Raw genomic sequence first — 16,912 nt, 5'->3', positions numbered from 1 at the left:
CACTTCGCCTTCGTCGAGGATCAGCTGATCGCAGGCGACGACAGACGCATTGCCGCGATCGCGGACGGCATCCTTGTCGGGAATGCGATCACTGAACCTGGATCCGGTGCCATCGGCGGCTACCACACCCGGCTAACGCGGTCAGCTGACGAATGGCGTCTGAACGGGGAGAAGTTCTACAGCACGGGATCGTTGTACGCCGATCACATTCTGGTCGCCGCCGATCGCGACGGTGAACGGGTCAGCGTTCTCGTCCCCTCCACACGCGAGGGTGTCGAGCGGATCGACGACTGGCGCGGCTTCGGCCAGCGTCTCACCGCGAGCGGGACAACGCTGTTCACCGACGTCGTCGTCCACGACGACGAGATACTGGGTCCTGGTTACGGAACTGCAGGACCCACCTATGCGACGGCTTACCTGCAACTGTTCCAGCTAGCAGGTCTGGCGGGCATCGCGCAACGCGCCACCGACGACCTCGTTCAGTGGGTGTCGGCGCGGGAGCGAACGTTCACTCATTCGGTTGCCGACCGCCAGCGCGACGACCCCTTGGTCCAGGAGATCGTCGGACACCTTTCTGCCACAGCGTTTTCCGCTCGATCAAGTGTCTTGGCGGTAGCCGACCTGCTTGATGATCTCCTCGCCACCGACCCCGAGAACGCCGAGGCGATCACCCGCGTCGAGCTCGCCGCGGGCCGGGCGCAAGCCTCTGTCGCTGCGCAGGTGCTGGCAGCGACGAATGAGCTCTTCGAGGTCGGCGGGGCATCGATCGTCGCCGAAGAGACTGCGCTGGACAGGCATTGGCGCAACGCTCGTGTACTCGCCGTGCACAATCCGATCAATCAGAAACTGCGCGCAATCGGCGATCATCTGCTCAACGGCACCGACCTCCCATACGCGTGGAGCGCTGGCGTACGCAACAGCGCTGCACCAACAGGGCAGTGAGACCGAGAACACATGCTCCGACTACCGAGGCCGATAACGCTGGCGCGGCCGCCGCGCATACCGGCCGAGCCCGACGACGAGGAATTCCTCGCGCCCCGGCGGCTGGAAACGCCGATTCGACGCAGCACGAGGTCGGTGCCGAACTCACGCGTTGGCGGGGGGCAGCTCACCGAATCGGAAGAACGAATCCCACAGTCCCACATAGGTTGACGAGACAGGACCACCGGTCGGGAACGCGTTGGCGTCGCCGGGATTTGTCCAGCGATAGGTGACGGTCACGCTGATCGGCGTCGAACCCGTGACCGATACGAATCCCGTGGGTTTCCATGCGGAGCCGAGGTACTTCCCAGGACGAAACAGCAAGACCGCAACCGGCGAGGACCCCGTGCCCCCCGAGGTCTCGAATTGCGCCCACATGAGGAGCGGACACCAGGGGGTGCGGGCACTCGACTTCGAACTCAGAACCCAGTGCAGATCTTTGCGCCCGAGGGGCGGGCCGATCTGACGAAGTCCACGCTGAACCTCTGACGACGCAGCAGAAAGACACGCTCCACCGCCAGATGTGCCTGCCTGGTGTGCACCTGCCGGCGCCGCTACAGCCGGCGCCGCTACAGCCGGTGCCGCGGCTGCCGTTGCCAGGATTGCCGACGCTGCCAGCGCGCTCAGCATGCTTGTTATACGACGAGACATGGCGCCTCCACTTGATTCGGTTCAACGTTCCCAGCCTTGTGTGACAGATCGCCACTGCGGCCGCAGACGTTATACGTGGAGCGTCATCGATACACGGCAGTCACGTAATCGTGACCCGGGGTGGGCGGGTTGACTGTGTCGGGTCACACAGACCGTGCGCTCACTCACGGAACGCTCGAAATCCGCTCCGGCTCGATTCGGACGATCACTCGCGTCTGTTCGCGACCGTCATACCAGGCATAGGGCTTAGCGAGTGCCCAGGCTGAACTACTTCCTGAGTATCTGGCGGCAATCGCGGGCGAGACAACACTCTGCGGGCAGATCGGCGCGCTGTTGCGAGCGTCGGCATCCATCCATCGACGACGCCCGGCCATCACGCCGTTCCTGGCCTCCATGTCATTGGAATTGCGGAGGCATCCAGACCTGCTTGCGGTCCTCGAGGACGTGGGCACGCCGCTGGTGATCACACTTCACGAGATGTTCGACGCAGCGCGCCGCAGCGGCGAGATACCTAGCGATGCAGAAGATTTGGATCTCATGATCGCATTCAGCGGTGCGGCGATGGGAATCGGACTACTCAGCTTCGGCCTCGGACACGCGAGTATGGACTCGGCCGTCGGCACTCTCGAACGGACCATGACAGGTACCTTCTTCGGGCCCGGCACTGAGTGACTGTCACCTGAACAGGGACACTCAACGAGTGACAGCTGGGATCGGATCGATCTACTCCGTCATCATCTATGTGACTGCGGTGCAGACCTTTTCGGGGTTCTGTACGGCTGCTCTACTCAAGCGCCGCGCCAGTGCGCACAGCACGTCGATACCGACCACGTCGAATCGTGTCGATGATGAGCTCGAAACGGCCGGACCGCCTTGAAGGGCTCAGCCCGACTTCAGTCCGTCCAGGAATCCTCGCTGAGTTCCACGCACAAGCGGCACGCACGACGGCGGGAACTGCTGAGTGAACACGATGCCCCGCTGGCGGGCCCTGTCGAAGAACTCGGGCAGACGAGTCATCGCCCCGCTGGGGATGTCGTGCAGGACGGCCAACGACCATGACTGGGATTCAACGGTTTCCAGGCATCGATCAACCCAGTGATCGGGCTGGCTCCAGTCGTGGCTGATGCAGTTCCACAGGACCACGGTGTACTCGCGCTGTTCGAGGTACCGCACTGATCGAGGGCTGAACAGGCGGCCATCGAGCACGCCGCCCCGGCCATAGGGACGAAACAGTTTGTCGGGGTGGGTCAGATCGCCCAGCAACTCCTGTGCCTGACCGATTTCAGTGTCCACCACGTGCGGGTCGTCTGACGCGCCGAGTTGTACGGAGTGCGTCATGGTGTGATTGCCGATCCAATGTCCTTCGGCGCGGGCGCGCTCGAGCACCTCGCGCCCGGCAGCCTGAAGCTTGCTGCCCACCACGAAGAAGGTGGCATCAACAGCGTTGTCCCGCAGCACGTCGAGTACGTAGGAGGTGGTCTCGGTAGGCCCGTTGTCGAAACTCAGGGTGACGGTGCGCCGCACTCCCTCGGTCGGGTCGCTCGATGCATCGCACGTAAGCACGCGGTCGACCTCCGTATCGTTGTCGCGTCGCGGATCGGGATGTACTCCCCGAACAGATGCTCCGTTCGGGGAGTACATCCCGGCCTGTATCCGTTCGACGCTAGCAGCCGCGTCGACCGACCGGCGTTGGTCCGTCGTCAACCCCTGCGATCGTCATCGGACCCCGAGAGGTTGATTGAGTACCGTCCGCAGAGCTGTCGCGATGTACGGGCCGAAGGTGTTCAGCGATTCCTGCTCGAACAGGGTGTTGGGTACGGTGCGCCAATCACATCGGTCGGCGTGCGCGGCGGCGCCTGAAAGGCGTGTCTTCAACCATGCGAATGCTCCCGATGCGCCGGTGACGGCGATCGTGCCGTGGGTCGAGGTGACCTGGGGGAGCGGGTTGGGCGGCAGTTGCTCTCGCCGGTAGGTGACGTCGGTACTTCCGCTGCAATATGCGCGGGCCAGTTTGTCGGTGCCCTTGATCGCTGCCACCTCGTCGGTCACGCCGTTGTAGATGTAGACCGGCGCCATCGGCCGTCGCGTCGAGATGCCACGTGCCTGGATCTCGCGTCGGATGACCGGATCGTTCAGGACGACATCGACCGGCTTGTTCAAGTTTGCGCGGTAGTCGAACCACAGATTCGCAACACCATTCTGGCCGACGCAGTGATTACGAGCTTCATCCACGATTGCTCGGCCACCCGGGGTGACATAGCGGCGCAGAGCGGCTTGGAATGTGGGCGAATCTTTGCCGATCGCGGCAAGTGCCATCGGAATCAATCCAGCCGTAGCTGCGCCGTTGACCGCTTTCAGTGATGCCTCGAGATCTCGTTCGGGAGCACCCATCGCGGCACCCGAGATCGCGATTTCGGGGGCGTAGGCCGGTTGTTCTTCCACCGCCCAACTCGTGGCGATCGCGCCTCCTGAGTAGCCCCACATGCCGACCGGGTCTCCGTGGCGAGTACCCGCAGGAGAGAAGGACTGAACGGCTCGGACGCCGTCGAGGACCGCGTAGCCGGGTTGGCGGGGTGTCAGGAAGCGGGCGTCGAGCCCTCCGTGGTCGGGAATCGCGGCCGCCCAGCCCTGTTCGACGCCTGCGGCTGCGAGGAGCAGTTCGAGTCCCGGCAGCGCGAGCGTCAACGGCCCTGCGGGACTGCCGAAGTCGATTGGTGCACCGTGGGTCAGAGAGTGCGAGGGGTTGCATACACGCAACGTCGAGTCGGTGGCAGCCTGGTATGACAACAGTTTCCGCGGCTTCTGCCCGCGGGGCACCATCACAGTGGTGACAGTGGCGTCGGGCTGACCGTTCATACCGGTCGTCCGGTAGAGCAACTGCCACGCGTCGACATTGACCGGAACCAGTTGCAGCGCTTTGATTTCCACCTTGCGAGTCCGGAGAATCTGCCCGGGCTTGGCTGCCGCGAGACCCGCGGGTCGGTCATAGAAGGAATCTCGCGGTGGCGCGGGCTCTGCGTTGGCGACGGGGGTTGTCAGGGGAAACGCACTGAGGAGCACGGCGATCACGAGCGCGATCAGTAGTGTCGGTGCTGCAGTGAGAGATCGAAATCCATTGTGAGGCATGACGGTGACTCCTCGTCGAGTTGTCCGGATGCTGCGGTTAGGGATATGCGGGGTGGGGCTAGTTTGCGATGATCGCCAGTGCGTCGATCTCGACGAGAATTCCTGGCGGCGGTCCGGCGAACAGCGTTGTTCGCGCCGGATATGGTTGGGCGAGTTCGTCTTCGAAGGCCCGATTGACCTCGGGGAAAACTTCGGGTGCCTCTGCGAAGACCCGGAGCATCAGAACGTCGGTGTAATCGAGACCCCGCTCGGCGAGAATCGCCGCCACATTACGAAGAGCCTGACGGGTCTGATCGTAAGCGGTGTCGCCTGCGAGGCCACCCTTCTGCGGGTCGAGGCCGACCTGCCCGGATACCTGAACAACGTTCGCTATCTGAACACCGCTGGAGTACGGGCCGAACGGCGCCGGCGCCGACGCACTCTGGATGGGATCGATCATGGTGAACCTTTCTGAGCCGAGGACGCGGCGCCTCGGTCACGGATGGGATTGCAGGATGTCGGTGAGCACACGCAGCAGGTTCGCGCCAAGGATCTGGGCGACATCGGACTCGCCGAATCCGGCGTGCAGGAGTGCAGCAGCGAGACTGACGAAGTCGTCCGAGTTTCGATAACCCTCTGCGTACGCCGTGACGTCGTTCTTGTCGGTGCCGATGCAGATGTGTTCGATGCCAACGCATTCGGCGAGATGGTAGGCGTGCTGAGCGAAGTCATCGAGATCGCTCATCGCCATCGACCCGATCCGCGCGGGCCAGAGCCCTATCACGCCGCCGGTTCCGGCGATGGCTTCGATCTCGACGTCGGCGATGTAGCGCGGAAAGTCCCGCACCGACGCGGCGCCTGTGTGAGAGGGGATCAGCGGCTTGGTGGTGGTTTCGCAAACCGCGAGAGTCGTGGCCCGGTCAGCGTGCGCAAGATCGATGGCGATGCCGAGACTGTTCATCTCACCGACGATCTCGACGCCGAGTCCGGTGAGCCCTGCAGGCCTCGTCCCGGAACGCACGCGACCACTTCCGCGGCGTCCGGTCACCGACGTGCTGATCGTTCCCAGGTTGTTGTCGGCGTAGTGAACCAGCCCGATCAGTCGGACACCGACGTCGTATAGCCGGGAAAGGCATTCTGGGTCGTCGCCGATGACATCACCGCCTTCGATCCCGAGAAGCACCTGGGTGCCGGTGTCTGCGCCGATCCCTGCCACTGTGGTCGTGATCGGCAGCCGGGCGGTGAACGCTTCGCGGCGTGTGGCGGCGAGCTGACGGTAGACCGTATCGAGCGCAGACCGGGGCCTCCCCGCGGTCGCCATCGCATCGCCGACAGCCGTGATCACTGCCAGGTTGATTCCGCCCGTGACAAGGGTCTCCAGCGGATCATGTGGGACGTGGGCGACCTTCTCCGCGAGACGCCTCAGCGGTCGCGGCACCACTGCCTGTGGATGCCCATGTGCGTCGGCAACTGCGCTCGTCTCCACCAGGGAGCGGGCCCGCTGCCACACCTGTGCGGGAAGCTGGACCACGGGACGCTTCACAAGGGCGCCGCATGATCGGCGAACATGTGCGCGTCGTGAGCACAGATCACGACGACGTCGCCGGTGGCGAGCTCCTGCAGTGCACTTCTCGTACGCAGACGTTCCCGGCGATTCACCTGCATCAACGTGTTAATCCACGAATGCCCCACGGAGTAGCGGCATCACGACGCAACTCGTTCCGGTGCTGAATGGCGTCACCGACGTGGAACAGCGTGCCCGGGGCGTGAGTCGCATCTCCCGTGTGCTCGATGGCGATCCCGCTGTGACCGGGGGAGTGCCCCGGCAGCTCGACCATGACCAGTCTGCCTGCCGAGGTGTCATCGTCGAACAGGACTGGGAACCCGTGCCAACGGTCGGTGCTGGTGTCGTGAATCTCCCACTTCAGCGAGTCCCGCCAGGCCCCTTGGTATCGCCGGCGGTCCATCCGCGTTCGCGGTTCCTCTGCGCTCGTCAGCTCCATCCGGCTGACATGGACTGTCGCATTGGGGAAGTCGGCGAGGCCTCCTCGGTGGTCGACGTCGAGGTGCGTCATGAAGATGTGCCGGACATCGCCTACGTCGAATCCGTGCTGCTGCACCTGCGCTTTGGCCGTCACCGCCGACGACGTCGACGGGTGGAGCAGAAACGCGACGTCCGCTCCCAAAGTCACTCTCGGAGAACGTGTCTGGACTTCAGACAATCCTGTGTCCACCAGGATCACGCCGTCGTCGCTCTCGATGAGCAGGCAATGACACACCGCGTGTCCTCGACGAAATAGACTTCCGACGCCTTCGGCCAGCCACGCCGACGGTGGGTGCAACTCTCCGCAGTTCAGATGATGAATCGACACACTCTGCCCTTCCCACACGCGAAGAGAAGCCCCCGCCGTTGCGGTTATACCGATCGGTATAACCAGTGAAATTAGCATGATCGGTATAAGCGGGCAAGGGTCGGACCTCGGACCATGGTTCCGGGAGCCGGTGCGCGCATCCTGGCGATATCGTCACTGTCGGATGAGAATCGAGACCGGGAAAGGTCGAGTCAGTGGCAAGTGTGCGGGAACGGCTGATCGAAGCCACTATCGAGTTGGTCCGACGTCACGGCGTGGCAGGAGTCGGTGTCACTGAGATCGTCGCAAACAGCAAGGTCGCCCGTCGTTCGCTGTACTGGAATTTTCCCGGCGGCAAACCCGAACTCGTCACCGCCGCAACCCGGCATGCGGGAGACGAGACCACCGAGGTTCTGCGCGCGGTGATGGAGTCCGACGACCCGCTCGGCACCTTCGTCGAGATCTGGAAAGATCTTGTACGCGAATCGGACTTCGAAGGGGGATGTGTCGTTTCCGCAGCAGCTTTCGGTCGCCGCGACGCACCCGATGCCGCTGACGCAGCCGCCGAAATCTATACGTCTTGGACCGACATCCTCGCCGAACGGTTCTACCGGGTCGAGGGACTCGAGCTGTCTGCGGCGACTGACCTTGCTGCCACCGTCGTGTCCGGCATGGAGGGTGCTCTTCTGCTCAGTCGCGCAGCCCAGAGCACGACGCCACTCGACCAGGTCGCCAACCAACTTCGCATGCTCGTCGAGGCCAACGTCTCGGCGAACGCGCGCGAGGTGTGACGCGACAAAGTCACGTTTCCCTGGCAACCCCTGACTGGCTAGGCTTCGGCCCATGGGCCTTTTGCTGAATCCCGCGACCAACGACTACTCGGAGTTCGACGCCGAGACGCGCCGATTGCTACGCGCCACGATCGACTTCTTCGAGTCCTACGGCAAACAGCGACTGCTTCAGGCCGACCTCAACGCCGAATGGGTCGCCGATTTCCTCGAGTTCGAGAAGAAGGAGAAGCTGTTCGCGACGTTCCTCACACCAGCCGCGTACGCCGACGGCGACGAGGATCGACGCTGGGACGCCGCCCGCAACGCTGCGCTGAGTGAGATCCTCGGCTTCTACGGGTTGGCCTATTGGTATGCCGAACAGGTCACCATCCTCGGACTCGGCCCGATCTGGATGTCGAACAATGAGGTTGCGAAAACCAAAGCAGCGCAGCAGCTTCTCGACGGCGAAGTGATGGCCTTCGGCCTGTCTGAACGCGCCCACGGCGCCGATGTGTACAGCACCGACATGGTGCTGACGAGTGACGACGCAGGCGGCTTCACCGCATCGGGCACCAAGTACTACATCGGTAATGGCAACGTGGCCGGGATGGTCTCGGTGTTCGGTCGTCGCGCCGACGTCGAGGGGCCCGACGGCTACGTGTTTTTCGCCGTCGACAGTCGACACGAGAACTATCACCTCATCGACAACGTCGTGCATGGACAGATGTTCGTGTCCACCTTCGAGCTCGACAACTACCCGGTCGGTCCCGATGACATCCTGCACACGGGACCCGAAGCCTTCGCCGCTGCGTTGAACACGGTCAACGTCGGCAAGTTCAACCTGTGCCACGGCTCGGTCGGGATGTGTACGCACTCGCTGTACGAGGCGATCACCCACACGAACAACCGAATTCTCTACGGCAACCGCGTCACCGACTTCTCCCACGTGCAGGGCAACTTCGTCGACGCGTTCGCGCGGCTCAGTGCGATGAAGTTGTTCAGCAACCGCGCCGTCGACTACTTCCGGTCGGCCAGCCTCGACGATCGGCGATATCTGCTGTTCAACCCGGTGACGAAATCGAAGGTCACCTCGGAGGGCGAAACGGTGATGACGCTGCTGCTCGACGCCGTCGCTGCCAAGGGCTACGAGAAGAACACCTACTTTCACCAGGCCAACCGATTCATCGGTTGGCTGCCGCGGCTCGAGGGCACCGTCCACGTCAACGTCGGCCAGATCTTGAAATTCATGCCCAACTACCTCTTCGGGCCGGTCGAGTATCCAGAGATCGGAACACGCCTCGACGCCTCTGACGACACGTTCTTCTTCGCACAGGGACCCGTCGGGGGAGCGGGCAAGGTGCGCTTCGCCGACTGGACGACGCCGTACGCCGCCCGCACCGACGTACCGAACGTCGCCGTGTTCTACGAGCAGGCACAGGCCTTACAAGCGTTGCTGCAGACCGCCGCACCGAGCGCAGAACAGCAGAAGGACCTCGACTTCGTCCTCACCATCGGACATCTGTTCTCCCTCGTCGTCTACGGGCAGTTGATCTTGGAGCAGGCAGCGATCACCGGGCTCGACGACGATCTACTCAACCGGATCTTCGACTTCCAGATCCGCGACTTCTCCGGCTACGCCGTCTCACTCTATGGAAAGCCAACGGCTACAACGGAACAGCAGGCATGGGCGCTCGACGCAGTTCGTCGACCCGTCGCCGATGCAGACTCCTTCGACAGGGTCTGGCAGCAGGTCAAGTCGCGCGACGGGGCGTACGAGATGCCCGGCTGACCGACGCTGTGATCGGGCCGGCGTCGCGTCCGGACGATCGGCACCATACGGTAGGAGACTGTCCACTCTGGTCGAGGACTACGTACGATTCTGTGGATGTCGACTGAACACGGGTTTGTTGAAGGTGTGTCGCCCGCGCGGGTCATAGCCCAGGACCTTCGTGCGGACATCCTCGAGGGCCGTCTTGAGCCCGGTGAGCGACTCGTCGAAAACTCACTGGCCGAGCGGTTCAAGGTATCTCGAGTCCCGGTACGCGAAGCCCTAGGTCAGCTCGCTGCTGAGGGGTTCATCAACGTCGTGCGGCATCGCGGAGCGACGGTGTCGCCGTCGCTACGTCAAGACAGTCTCGAATATCTTCAGATTCGACGGACACTGGAAGTCCTGGCCGCGCAGTTGGCCGCGGCCAACCGAGGTCAACCCGTTGCCGCGGAACTCGGGAAGGTGGCGGCTGGAGACGTAGACCCCGAAACGACGGAGCATGCCGCCGGTACGCGACCTTTTCATGATTTGGTGGGGGTCGCTTCGGGCAATGCAAAGTTGCGCGAGATGCTCTCCGCGATCAACCAGCGGGTTGCGTGGGGACTGGGTACAGATTGGGAGACGTCGCGAGCCGATCACGCGGCGGTCGCCCGGGCGATCCTGTCGGGCGCTGAGGTACAGGCCGGGTACCTGATGGACGAGCACCTAAGGCGCGACGAGGACACCTTCGTCGAGCGTTTTCGATCAGAACTCTGAACATGCAGTTTTAGTTGTATACAACTAGTGGGCCATTGCGCGCCATTTTGCGTTGTCGTTACGTGGCGATACGTGATTGCAACAGTAATTGTATACAACTATAGGGACTCAACGCCGAGCTTGTTCTCTCCAGATCGATGTCTTCTCACTCTCGTGGAGCCCAACCATGACTACAAAGCCACGCTCACCACCGACCGCAGTCACGCCAACACCTGCAGCCGATTCAGCCGCAGAGCCTGATCAACCGATTTCGTCTGGCTTACCCGGTGCCCTCAATCGCATCGGTTTCGGCCGAGTACAGGTAGCCGTCCTCGCGCTGTTGCTTGCGGGGCAACTCTTCGACAGTCTCGAGCAGAACTCGACCGGCGCGATGGGCAGTCTCATCAAGGACAGCCTTCACATCGGAAACACCGAGCTGACGTGCATCAACACCGCCACGGTCATCGGCGGCCTGGTCGGGCGTCTCATCGGTGGATACATCGCGGATCGGTGGGGCCGTCGCGCTGCGCTGAGCCTGAACCTGCTCATCTACACACTCGGCGGCTTGATCAGTGCGATCGCGCCGAACTACGAGGTTCTGCTGGCCAGCCGATTCCTTGTCGGGATCGGTCTCGGTGGCGAGTTCACGGTCGGGCTGGCGATACTCTCCGAACTCGTTGCCACACGCCACCGTGGTCGGTTGTTGGCGACGTTGAACGTCGCTTCGGGCGGAGTGGGGAACATCCTGTCTTTCGGCTTCTTCCTCCTTGTTCTTGGACCCCTGGGAAACGCGCTCGGGGGAGATGAGTCGTCGTGGCGCTGGACATACGTGATCCTGGCGATGCCAGCAGTGCTCGTCGTGTTCTTCCGGCGGTATCTGCCCGAGTCTCCTCGCTTCTATCTGTCGAAGGGACGCGTAGACGACGCGAACCGAAGTCTGACCCGACTGGCATGCGGTCGAGTGTCGAAGCTGCGCAATCCCGGCCCGACCCTGGAGTTCGTCACGACCGCCGATATATCGTGGTCAATCCCACCAGGACGTCGTACGCGGAGGTGTTCCGGGGACGAAACCTGCGCCGCACCGCCGCAGTGGGGACAGCGTCGTGGATGTCGTTCGGCGCACAGGTCACCCTGTTGTTCCTCATGCCCATCCTGCTGCAGTCCCGCGGCTACTCTCTCAGCGAGTCGTTGCTGTTCACGATGATCATGAACATCGGAAGCCTCGCAGGTGCGCTGGCAGCCCTGTATCTCGCCGGGCGTATTCCGAGGCGGATCAGTGTGATGAGCGCGGCAGTGTTGGGGTGTGTCTCTGCAATCGCTTTCGCCACGCTCGCGCAGAACGCAGCGTTGATTCTGATCCTCGGCGCTATCTTCCAGTTCTTCACCATGATGCTCAACACGCTGCTGTCGGTCTGGTCGCCTGAGCTGTTTCCGACCTCAATCCGCGCCATGGGCGCCTCCGTTGTCAACGGAATCGGCAATGTCGCCGGAGCGGTAATGCCGTTTGCAGCACTGTTCTTCTTCAACCAATCGGGCGTAGCCGGAGTCTTCTTCATGATCGCGGTCATGTACGGGTTGCTGGTGATCGCCGCTCGTTTCGGCCCGGAAACGTTCGGTAAGTCGTTGGAGGAGGTCGCCGATAGCCCTTCCGCGCCGGCCACCGCGTAGGGAACACGAAACAACAAAATACGCCGACGACGCAGGACGCCTTCTCGAATCCCGACTACATTTCACCGACAAAGGACTTCAAAACACATGAAACAACTATCCATTTCGGCAACCGCGCACGCTCTCAACTACCTGCCTCAATACCACGCAGACCACGTCGGGCTATTCGCTGCGCACGACCTCACCGTCATCTCGAGAGCATGTGACCCCTGGACGGGGGTCCTGGACGATCTTGACAGCGGTGTCGCCGACGTCGCGCTCGGCGGCCTGTGGGTCCCGGCAATGTACGCCGGTTCACAACGAGATCTCGTCGCTTTCGCGCAGGTCAATGACCGCTTCCCCAAGGCACTGGTCGTCAGGGGCAACGCTGCCACTTTCACCTGGTCAAGCCTTGTCGATGGCACGATCCTCGCTCCGGGTATTGGGGGGAGTGCACCGTATGCAGTGACCGCAGGACTCTTGCGCGAACATGGGGTTGATCCCTCATCCGTCGCTTTTCTGCGGGATCTTTCGACCCCGATGTATGTCGAATTGTTCGAATCAGGACTCGGAGACGCGATAGTTCTCGACACTCTCACCGCTCAATCCATGGTCGATCGGGGAACCGGCGTGATCGCCGTCGACTACACCAGCGCGGTCGGAGTCGGCCCGAACAGTGTTTACTACTGCCATCGAGAGCGTATAGACGAGCTTCGCGACAGGCTCACCGCTTTCGTCACCGCGCTCGATTACGCGATGCGGGAGGTTTGCGCCACACCGGTTGCCGGTCTTCGACCATTGCTGACACAGCACTGGCCCACCGCCGACCCGTCGACCCTCAGCGCCGCGTGCGTTGCGATTCAAGAGTCGGGGACGTGGGACAGCGTCCGAATCGATCCCGAGGGCACTCGCCGGTGGATGGAGGTGCTCGCGGCTGAGCGCATGGTGTCCACCGCACCGACATTCGACCAGATCGTGACGCCGAGCATCACCGCGCACCTCGAACTCAGCCAAAGTCATCGGTGACATGCCTCTCGTCCTCTCCGACGCCGACATCCGCCCATTCATCAACCGGTCGTCGATCATCGAGGCCGTCGAGCGTGCGCATGCCGCACTCTCGACGGGCTCGGCGAATAGTCCGGCGCCGCCCGCATTGACCCTGCCCGAGGACGGCGTCGCATTGCCGATGATCGCGTACGACGCCGGCCCAGGTATCACACTGGTCAAGATGTTGTCGGATCTGCCCGCCAATCCCGCACGATCGCTGCCGCGGCAGCGATCAACGATCACCGCCTTCTCCGCGCGTACAGGAGAATGCATCGCGATGCTCGACGGCCATGCCATCACCGCCGTCAGGACCGCAGCTGCTAGCGCGGTGGCCACGAAATACCTTGCCCGACAGCGGCCGTCGATTCTAGGGCTCGTCGGAGCGGGAAACCTGGCGATTGAGCACGCGTACGCGCTCGCCGAAGTGGCCGAAGTCCGCGGCATCATCGTATGGACCCGGTCAACGGAGACCTTCGAAGCATTTCGCACAGGTACCGATGCGCTCGGAATACCCAATCACCCGAGCGGCCACGCCACGCGACACCATCAGGCAGGCCGACATCATATGCACACTGACCCCGTCTGAAGATCCCATCGTCAATGGCGACTGGATAGCTCCCGGAACACATCTCAACGTGGTCGGCGCTGCCCCCAGAGCCGACCATCGTGAAGTCGACACCATCTCCATCCGACGATCTCGGCTGATTGTCGACAGCTACGACACCGCCGTCTCCAAGTCCGGCGACGTGTGCATTCCGCTCGCAGAAGGCGCCATCACCGGCGACCATATCGTCGCAGAACTCGGCGATATCGTGAGCGGAACCGTCGCAGGCCGACGCACCGATTCCGACATCACCCTGTTCAATTCCACTGGGCTCGCTCTGCAGGACCTGGCGGCCGTAGCCACCATCCTGGACGGAATCGCGGCTTCAGGCTGGCGGGTGCCAGAGGAATGTGGCTATCTTCGGCGCGATTGCTGGTTACCGTCAATGATAGAGCGCCTTCTCGCGGCGGTCCGGACCGAGCCAGGCGACTAAGCGTGTCTAACGGCCGTCATCCGTAGTAGCCGCTTGGAACTCCAGGATTTCTTCGCCGTGATCTCGCGCCCAGGTGGTGAGTACCTCGATGGGATCTATGAGGGTCTTCCCCAGGTCGGTGAGGCTGTACTCCACTTGCCGTGCACCGTCGACACTTCGCTCGACGAGACCAAACTCCTGGAGCCGACGCAGAGTTTGAGTAAGCACCTTGCGTGAGACACCGCCGATGAGGTCGACAAGTTCACCGTGCCGTCGAGGTTCTTTGCTGAGTCCGAACAGCACGAGCACAGCCCACTTGCTGGAGATCACCTCGATCGCCAGACGGGTGGGGCAATCAGACAGGAACGCGTGGCCGGGCGTGGTCTGCACGAATCCAAGGTACCTCCAGGTAACCGTTCGACTCCTAGCGTGATGACTGGATGCACAACAGACAGAACCGGTATTCGCAAGGAGTCAGTCATGCCACGAGTAGTCGAATTCGATCAATTCGGTGGGCCGGAGGTACTGCACCACGTACACACCTCCGTCCCCGAGCCCACGGCCGACGAGGTTCGCGTGCGGATCGAGGCGTTCGCGATCAATCCGCTGGACGCAATGATGCGGTCGGGTTCATCACCAGCACCTGTTCCCCTCCCGCACGCACGCCTCGGCATCGAGGGCACCGGTGTCATCGACGCGACCGGCCGGGAAGTGTCCGGGTTTCGGGTCGGCGACCCGGTCATCATCACTGCGATCCCGGACTCGATAGTCCGCGGCAGCTACGCCGACTTCACCACTATTCCGGCGAGTTGGGTGGTTGCCCGACCGGCGGAACTCGACGTCGTCGAGGCCGCAGCGATCTGGGTGGGTTACTCCACCGCATACGGAGCTCTCGTCGAGGCAGCGAACATGCAGCCGAATGACCGCGTGCTCATCGCCGGAGCGTCGGGAAGCGTTGGGCGAGCGGCAATTCAGGTCGCGTCTCGACTAGGCGCAGTACCGATCGCCATCACTCGGGATGTGACGAAAACCGACGATCTGCTTGAGGCGGGCGCAGCCGCTGTGGTCGCTACTGACCGCGAGAACGTGCCTGCCGCGGTGCAGCGTCTCACCGACGGCACGGGTGCAGACATCACCCTCGACGTGGTTCGGGGGCCAGGCCAGCAGGCTCTCCTGAAAGCAACGCGTCCAGGAGGACGCCTGATCGCTGTCGGGTTCCTCGACCCGCGGCCGACACCCGAACCAGATGACGTGTCGGTCACCATCGTCAACTATCGCGGCTTCGACTACCTTCTCGATCCGGCGGTGACGGGACGCATGTCCGCTTTCCTCGACGCAGGCGTTCAGCAGGGCGGCTTCCGACCTGTCATCGACACCGTGTTCGGTCTTGACGACATCGTCGAGGCGCACCGCCGCTTCGACGCCGGCCAACACGGAGGCAAGAAGATCGTCGTCACTACCTGACGTCCCAGGACGATTATCAACGGCGATGTTGGGTTGCGCTGAACCGACGACGTTGTCAAACATAGGGGCCAGTGCGATGCTCGGACGTGCAAAATCGTCACAGTGACATATTGATCGCAGCCGAAGCTCACCTGCGGTGGTCACGAATGTCAGCCCTGGGCAAGCTCACCGAAAGTCGCCATGGCACCCGCAGCACCTTGACCGCGGCCAACCGCGCGGCACACGAAGCGGTATCGGCACATGTCACCACCGAATTAGCCGACCTCGCGGACGTTTGCGTGTGAGTGGGGCATCCCGCCGCGCTCTTGGTACGCCATTATTGGAGCACGTCACCTCGAAGCCCCTCTAGTCTTGCAACCCTCGATCGTCGGCCCTTCAGCACGAGGTCCCCGTAGACGCGTCCGGTCGCCTCGTGCGACACTCGTCGGCCAAAACGATGTCAGACGCATCGGCAACAGCAACCGGCAGCGTCGGCGCACAATCGTCACGGAAAATGGCGCAAGATCCCAAGCGTTTGAAGTCAGTTCATCGAACACAACGTGCTCGCCGGGGGAGCAGCGGTGAACCGTCCTGGGTCTGGTGGAGACCGTGATCTCACCAGGAGAATGCTGTTATGGGAGCACCACGGAAGTTTGACCAGGAGACGCGTGAGCGTGCCGTGCGGATGTATCAGGATCGGCTCGGCGAGGTGGGCGAGTCGAAGTCGGCGGCGCGCCGGCATGTCGCCGAGATGCTCGATATCAATCAGGCGACGCTGCGTAACTGGATCGAGAAGGACACGCCGGTGGTCTCCTCGGGGGTGAGTACGACCAGTGGGGAGTTGGATGCTCAGGTGCGTGAGCTGCGTCGTGAGAATTCCGAATTGCGCAGAGCCAATGAGATTTTGAAGACGGCGTCGGCGTTTTTCGCCGCGGCGGAGATCGACCGCCGACTTCGTTGATCGTCGAGTACATCGACGATCACAGGGACAGGTTCGGGGTCGATCCGATCTGCCGGGTACTCACTGAGTACGGAATGCAGATTGCCCCATCCACCTACTATGCCCACAAGCAGCGTGGCCTGGTCTCGGCAGCGATGCTCGAGGAGGCCTACGCCGCTCATGCCGTCTACCAGCAGTTCGAGAAGAACCGCGGTGTGTACGGGGTGCGCAAGATGTATCACACGATGTGGCGCGCCGGTCACGTGATGGGTCGTGATCAGGTCGGCCGGCTGATGGGGATCTGCGGCATCTCCGGTGCTGTACGCGGCAGCCATCGCACCACCACGACCCACCGAGACGATAGAGCGCCACGATTCCCTGATCATGTTGAACGACAATGGGATACACCGACACATCCGGATCAGTGGTGGGTGGCCGACTTCACGTATGTGTGGACA

General features: G+C 62.5%; 18 protein-coding genes, 1 pseudogene and 1 other annotated feature. Of the genes and pseudogenes, 12 read left to right on the top strand and 7 right to left on the bottom strand.

What is annotated here, in order from left to right; translation table 11 throughout:
• Positions 1-942, top strand: a 942-nt coding sequence (locus tag B3T59_RS02885) for an acyl-CoA dehydrogenase family protein (protein ID WP_287001456.1), incomplete at its 5' end; no start/stop codon positions are given.
• A 144-nt stretch (positions 943-1,086) separates the two neighbouring features.
• On the opposite strand, the gene B3T59_RS02880 is transcribed toward B3T59_RS02885, so the two are convergent.
• Positions 1,087-1,632, bottom strand: coding sequence for an LppP/LprE family lipoprotein (locus B3T59_RS02880; RefSeq protein ID WP_287001455.1), 546 nt, complete (start codon positions 1,630-1,632; stop codon positions 1,087-1,089).
• A gap of 393 nt (positions 1,633-2,025) precedes the next feature.
• Here B3T59_RS02880 and B3T59_RS02875 point away from each other — a divergent pair, with 393 nt between their 5' ends.
• On the top strand, positions 2,026-2,304 hold the full coding sequence (locus tag B3T59_RS02875; protein WP_251724023.1) for a hypothetical protein: 279 nt from the start codon (positions 2,026-2,028) through the stop codon (positions 2,302-2,304).
• A gap of 210 nt (positions 2,305-2,514) precedes the next feature.
• On the opposite strand, the gene B3T59_RS02870 is transcribed toward B3T59_RS02875, so the two are convergent.
• From B3T59_RS02870 to B3T59_RS02850, 5 genes are all read right to left on the bottom strand, one after another.
• Positions 2,515-3,156, bottom strand: coding sequence for a polysaccharide deacetylase family protein (locus B3T59_RS02870; RefSeq protein ID WP_287001457.1), 642 nt, complete (start codon positions 3,154-3,156; stop codon positions 2,515-2,517).
• A 192-nt stretch (positions 3,157-3,348) separates the two neighbouring features.
• Entirely contained in the window at positions 3,349-4,758 is a 1,410-nt protein-coding gene (locus tag B3T59_RS02865; protein ID WP_287001454.1) for a lipase family protein, read from the bottom strand.
• Positions 4,759-4,816: 58 nt separating this feature from the next.
• Positions 4,817-5,197, bottom strand: a complete 381-nt coding sequence (locus tag B3T59_RS02860; RefSeq protein ID WP_287001453.1) for a RidA family protein — start codon at positions 5,195-5,197, stop codon at positions 4,817-4,819.
• Between the two features lie 36 nt (positions 5,198-5,233).
• Entirely contained in the window at positions 5,234-6,280 is a 1,047-nt protein-coding gene (locus B3T59_RS02855; protein ID WP_287001452.1) for a dipeptidase, read from the bottom strand.
• Positions 6,281-6,401: 121 nt separating this feature from the next.
• The gene (locus tag B3T59_RS02850; RefSeq protein ID WP_287001451.1) at positions 6,402-7,187 is read right to left on the bottom strand and encodes an MBL fold metallo-hydrolase; all 786 of its coding nucleotides are present in this window, start codon (positions 7,185-7,187) and stop codon (positions 6,402-6,404) included.
• A gap of 116 nt (positions 7,188-7,303) precedes the next feature.
• Here B3T59_RS02850 and B3T59_RS02845 point away from each other — a divergent pair, with 116 nt between their 5' ends.
• The 8 genes from B3T59_RS02845 (at position 7,304) to B3T59_RS02810 (ending at position 14,092) form a co-directional block, all read left to right on the top strand.
• A complete protein-coding gene (locus tag B3T59_RS02845; protein WP_287001450.1) occupies positions 7,304-7,879 on the top strand; it encodes a TetR/AcrR family transcriptional regulator in 576 nt (191 codons plus the stop codon).
• A gap of 52 nt (positions 7,880-7,931) precedes the next feature.
• Positions 7,932-9,647: an acyl-CoA dehydrogenase family protein gene (locus B3T59_RS02840; protein WP_287001449.1), complete on the top strand. Its 1,716-nt coding sequence runs from the start codon at positions 7,932-7,934 to the stop codon at positions 9,645-9,647.
• A 96-nt stretch (positions 9,648-9,743) separates the two neighbouring features.
• The gene (locus tag B3T59_RS02835; protein WP_251724031.1) at positions 9,744-10,382 is read left to right on the top strand and encodes a GntR family transcriptional regulator; all 639 of its coding nucleotides are present in this window, start codon (positions 9,744-9,746) and stop codon (positions 10,380-10,382) included.
• Between the two features lie 166 nt (positions 10,383-10,548).
• Complete coding sequence (locus B3T59_RS24555; RefSeq protein WP_414652065.1) at positions 10,549-11,565, top strand: MFS transporter; 1,017 nt, start codon at positions 10,549-10,551, stop codon at positions 11,563-11,565.
• Positions 11,451-12,029, top strand: coding sequence for an MFS transporter (locus B3T59_RS02825; RefSeq protein WP_372495590.1), 579 nt, complete (start codon positions 11,451-11,453; stop codon positions 12,027-12,029). The genes B3T59_RS24555 and B3T59_RS02825 overlap by 115 nt, the downstream gene beginning before the upstream one ends.
• A gap of 87 nt (positions 12,030-12,116) precedes the next feature.
• On the top strand, positions 12,117-13,034 hold the full coding sequence (locus tag B3T59_RS02820) for an ABC transporter substrate-binding protein (protein ID WP_251724034.1): 918 nt from the start codon (positions 12,117-12,119) through the stop codon (positions 13,032-13,034).
• Between the two features lies 1 nt (position 13,035).
• Positions 13,036-13,641 carry a hypothetical protein gene (locus tag B3T59_RS02815; protein ID WP_251724036.1) on the top strand — a complete coding sequence of 202 codons (606 nt, stop codon included), beginning with the start codon at positions 13,036-13,038 and terminating at the stop codon, positions 13,639-13,641.
• Complete coding sequence (locus B3T59_RS02810; RefSeq protein WP_251724037.1) at positions 13,553-14,092, top strand: hypothetical protein; 540 nt, start codon at positions 13,553-13,555, stop codon at positions 14,090-14,092. The genes B3T59_RS02815 and B3T59_RS02810 overlap by 89 nt, the downstream gene beginning before the upstream one ends.
• Before the next feature lie 6 nt (positions 14,093-14,098).
• On the opposite strand, the gene B3T59_RS02805 is transcribed toward B3T59_RS02810, so the two are convergent.
• Positions 14,099-14,461: a winged helix-turn-helix transcriptional regulator gene (locus B3T59_RS02805; protein ID WP_251724039.1), complete on the bottom strand. Its 363-nt coding sequence runs from the start codon at positions 14,459-14,461 to the stop codon at positions 14,099-14,101.
• 90 nt (positions 14,462-14,551) lie between these two features.
• Between B3T59_RS02805 and B3T59_RS02800 the strand changes: the two genes are divergently transcribed.
• Positions 14,552-15,535 (top strand): zinc-dependent alcohol dehydrogenase family protein, encoded by a 984-nt coding sequence (locus B3T59_RS02800; RefSeq protein WP_251724040.1) that lies wholly within the window; start codon positions 14,552-14,554, stop codon positions 15,533-15,535.
• Positions 15,536-16,148: 613 nt separating this feature from the next.
• Positions 16,149-16,912 (top strand): annotated as a pseudogene (locus B3T59_RS02795) (IS3 family transposase); the annotation flags it as partial.
• Positions 16,433-16,564 (top strand) — a sequence feature (AL1L pseudoknot). Its footprint overlaps the pseudogene before it by 132 nt.

The organism is Gordonia sp. UBA7860, from assembly GCF_002500165.1.
Taxonomy (GTDB): Bacteria; Actinomycetota; Actinomycetes; order Mycobacteriales; family Mycobacteriaceae; genus Gordonia; species Gordonia sputi.
Note: the sequence above shows the minus strand (reverse complement) of the source record. Positions and strands in the feature narration are given on the sequence as shown.